Origin of the sequence: Mesorhizobium sp. M8A.F.Ca.ET.021.01.1.1 (assembly GCF_003998025.1) — a bacterium.
Classification (GTDB): Bacteria; Pseudomonadota; Alphaproteobacteria; order Rhizobiales; family Rhizobiaceae; genus Mesorhizobium.
Genome location: NZ_RZSJ01000599.1, coordinates 1 through 3,706, shown reverse-complemented (window position 1 = coordinate 3,706; position 3,706 = coordinate 1). Strand labels below are relative to the sequence as shown.

Below are 3,706 nucleotides of genomic sequence, written 5' to 3'. Positions count from 1 at the left end.
AGACTGGTCTGCGCGCAGCCTTGTTGGGCAACGCCGGTGGCGACGCTCAGAGCTTGTCGGTCGGCGCGTAATCGACGCCGACACCGACGGTCCAGCCGACGGTGGTGCGTGTGTCTGAGAAGGCGGTGCCCGCATCTTGCGACGTCTCGACGCCGGCGAGGGCGACGCCGCCTATGCCGTAGACCAGCACACGATCAATCGCCTACGACATTTCCGGGCCCGCCGAGTTCCACCGTGCCGTCGATCGAGGAATAGCTGAGGTCGGCTTCGGCGCCGATCCGGCAATCTCCGGGCAAATCCACGCTTCCTCGCTGGCCAAAACGCCGTCGGCTTGGCACAGTCGGGCAAACAGGAGTCTTTGATGGCCAGGAAGCCGCCCGCCCGTGCGACGAAACCCAAACCGTGGACCGAAATGGCGACCGATCTGGTCGATGTCGCGATGGGCCGCAAACCCGCCGATCTCGTGATCCGCAACGGGCGCTGGGTGAACGTCCATTCGGGCGAGATCATCGCCGGCACCGACATCGCCATATCTGGCGGCCGCTTCGCCTATTGCGGGCCGAATGCCAGCCACACGATCGGGCAGGGCACCAAGGTGGTCGACGCAGGCGGACGCTATCTCGTGCCCGGCCTTTGCGACGCGCACATGCATGTCGAGAGCGGCATGGTGACGGTCACCGAATTCTGCCGCGCCGTCATCCCGCACGGCACCACCTCGATGTTCATCGATCCGCACGAGATCGCCAATGTGCTGGGCCTGCCGGGCGTGCGGCTGATGCATGACGAGGCGGTGGCCATGCCCATCAACGTGCATGTGCAGATGCCGTCCTGTGTGCCCTCGGCGCCCGGGCTTGAACATGCCGGCGCCGAGCTGACGGTCGCCGATGTCGCTGAAGCGATGACCTGGGAAAACATCATCGGACTTGGCGAGGTGATGAATTTCCCTGGCGTCGCCGCCAACGATCCGGTGATGTCGGGCGAGATCGCCGCGACGGTCAAGGCTGGCAAGACGGTCGGCGGCCACTATGCCTCGCGCGATCTTGGTCTGCCGTTCCACGGCTATGTCGCCGGCGGACCCGAGGATGACCACGAGGGCACGCGCGCCGAGGACGCCATCGCCCGCGTGCGCCAGGGCATGAAGGCGATGCTCAGGCTGGGCTCGGCCTGGTACGATGTTGCCTCGCAGATCAAGGCGGTGACGGAGAGCGGCATCGATCCGCGCAATTTCATCCTGTGCACCGACGATAGCCATTCCGGCACGCTGGTCCATGAAGGCCACATGGACCGGGTGGTGCGCCACGCCATCCAACAGGGGCTGAAACCGGTGACCGCGATCCAGATGGCGACGCTCAACACCGCCCAGCATTTCAAGCTGGAACGCGAGATCGGTTCGATCGCGCCGGGGCGGTTGGCCGACCTGCTGATCGTCTCCGATCTCACCGCAATGAGCATTGACGAGGTCTATGCGCGCGGCGTCAGGCTGGCCAAGGGCGGCAAGCTCGACATCGATATTCCGGCCTATGATTATCCGAAGACGGCGAAGAACACCGTCAAGCTCGGCAAGAAACTGAAGGCCGGCGATTTCGATATCGCGGCACCCAAGGGCGCCAACGAAGTGCGGGTGCGGGTGATCGGCGTCATCGAGAACCAGGCACCCACGCGCGCACTGGAGGCCGACCTGCCAGTCGAGGATGGGCTGGTCGCCATGGATCGCCGCAACGACATATGCCAGATCGCGCTGGTCGAGCGGCACAAGGGCACGGGCGGTGTCACCAATGCCTTCGTCTGCGGTTTCGGTTACATGGCCGACTGTGCCATGGCCTCCAGTGTCGCCCATGACGCCCATCACATCATCTGCGTTGGCACCAACAAGCAGGACATGGCGCTGGCCGTGAACCGGCTGGGAGAAGTCGGCGGCGGCGTCGTGCTGTTCTCCAGAGGCAAGGAACTGGCACTGGTCGAAATGCCGATCGCCGGGCTGATGTCGGACGAGCGCGCCGAGATCGTCGCCGCCAAGGCTGAGAAACTGACCGAGGCGATGCGCAAGATGGGCTGCTCCCTCAACAACGCCTACATGCAGCACTCGCTGCTGGCGCTGGTCGTCATTCCCGAGCTCAGGATTTCCGACGTCGGGCTGATCGACGTGACGACGTTCCAGAAAGTCGATCTGTTCGTCTGAGGCCAGCCGTCCGCTCTTGGCTGTCTACCCGCCGGTGGCGATGGTCAGCACCTTGAACGGCGTCGTGATGATGACTTCGGCGGCGGAGCCGACGACCTTTCCGAGGCCCTGACCGATATTGCTAAGCTGTGCCGTGTCCTCGTCCGCGGCCAGGCCGGCAGGCGTGCGCAACCTGTTCCCGAGCAATTGCACCAGGAACGGGTTGTCGGCGAATTTGGCGTGGTTGAGGCCGCCGTCGCCGCCCTTCGTCTTGGTCAGGTCGACCACGGCCACGCCATAGGAGGCGAGGTCCGCCGCATTGCCGTAATCGCCGACTCGCGGCTTGTCGCCAGAAATGAGGGACGACAGCTTCAGGGCCCGATCGTCGCCTGAAAGCAGTATGGCGAAGGGCTTGGTAGGTTTGCCGTAGCGGATCATCTGCTTCTTGAACACGTCGACATCGATGTCCGGCGAGGCCAAGATGACATAGCCGAGCTTGCCGCCGAGATCCCGGTCGCCGGTGATGGCGAGTTGGCGCAGCGCCTCCATCGTCAACCAGGTGCCCATTGAATGGGCGATGATGTCGATGCTCTTGACCCGAGTCTTGGCAAGCATCCTGAGCGTTGCCTCGAGGTCGTCGCGCGCGGCATTGGCACTGTCCCTGTCGTAGAGATACCCTGTTGTCTTGGCGCTCGAGGCCCATGAGAACAGCACCGGGGTACCCGGATATTTCGTGTCGTGGGCGATCTGCGTCAGCCGGTAGATGCCGTCGTCGAAACCATTGTTGAAGCCATGCACGAAGACCAGTGCGCGGTCGCCGCGCATGGTGATGTCGGCGCCGACCGCCTTGGCGAATTGCGGCGCGCCTTCATAGTAGGTGACATCCTTGGCTGTGAAGTCCTTGGCCGGGTTGCTGTTGGCCGAACCCTTGGCGCGCTCGATGTTGCCGACCTGATGGCTCTTCGGAACCGTGACATCGACACGGGCATAGCTGGTGGTCAGGGAACGATCGCTATCGAACACCTGCCGCGGATCCTTCGTTGCCTTCTGGCGCGTCGTCGCAACAAAAATCTCATGCGTGGCCGCAATATCCGAAGCAGGTGCGGCGACAGTGGTCTTGTTGAGGAGGTCGTGCGTCGGGCCGGCGCAGCCGGTGACGGCGAGCGCAAATGCGACGAGTAAACTCTTCAAGCGCAAGGCCACGCGTCGGCTCCCGCATAGGGGGACGTCAAACGCATGACGTCGCTCGATACTCCGATAAGGCCAGAGACGGGCGCGGTCCAGTTCAAAGTGGGCCAATGGTCCGGCGATGGTGAACAGGCACGGCGAAAACCGTGGCGCCGCATCTACTGCCCAAGCAGGCTGATGCGGTCGGTCACGTCCCGATCGCTGGCGAAACCATCGTCCTCGCGCAGCCGCTGGCCGATCATCTTCACCAGGGCCGGATTGTCGGCGAATTTCGTATGGTTGAAGCTGTCGCTGCCCTTGACCTTTGAGAGATCGACTACCGTCACGCCATAGGTGGCAAGATCGGCGGCATCCTTGTAG

4 protein-coding genes are annotated in these 3,706 nt (G+C 63.5%); 1 reads left to right on the top strand and 3 read right to left on the bottom strand.

Annotated features, from left to right (window positions below; all coding sequences use genetic code 11):
• Positions 1-46: 46 nt before the first annotated feature.
• Positions 47-190 carry a hypothetical protein gene (locus tag EOA36_RS38575; RefSeq protein WP_245464515.1) on the bottom strand — a complete coding sequence of 48 codons (144 nt, stop codon included), beginning with the start codon at positions 188-190 and terminating at the stop codon, positions 47-49.
• Between the two features lie 171 nt (positions 191-361).
• On the opposite strand from EOA36_RS38575, the gene ade reads away from it, so the two are divergent.
• Positions 362-2,179: an adenine deaminase gene (ade, locus tag EOA36_RS30540; RefSeq protein WP_127280652.1), complete on the top strand. Its 1,818-nt coding sequence runs from the start codon at positions 362-364 to the stop codon at positions 2,177-2,179.
• A 24-nt stretch (positions 2,180-2,203) separates the two neighbouring features.
• Here the strand turns inward: ade and EOA36_RS30535 are convergent, their stop codons facing one another.
• A complete protein-coding gene (locus tag EOA36_RS30535; protein ID WP_127280651.1) occupies positions 2,204-3,361 on the bottom strand; it encodes an alpha/beta hydrolase in 1,158 nt (385 codons plus the stop codon).
• A gap of 143 nt (positions 3,362-3,504) precedes the next feature.
• The coding region (locus tag EOA36_RS30530; RefSeq protein ID WP_127280650.1) for an alpha/beta hydrolase at positions 3,505-3,706 on the bottom strand (202 nt) is incomplete at its 5' end.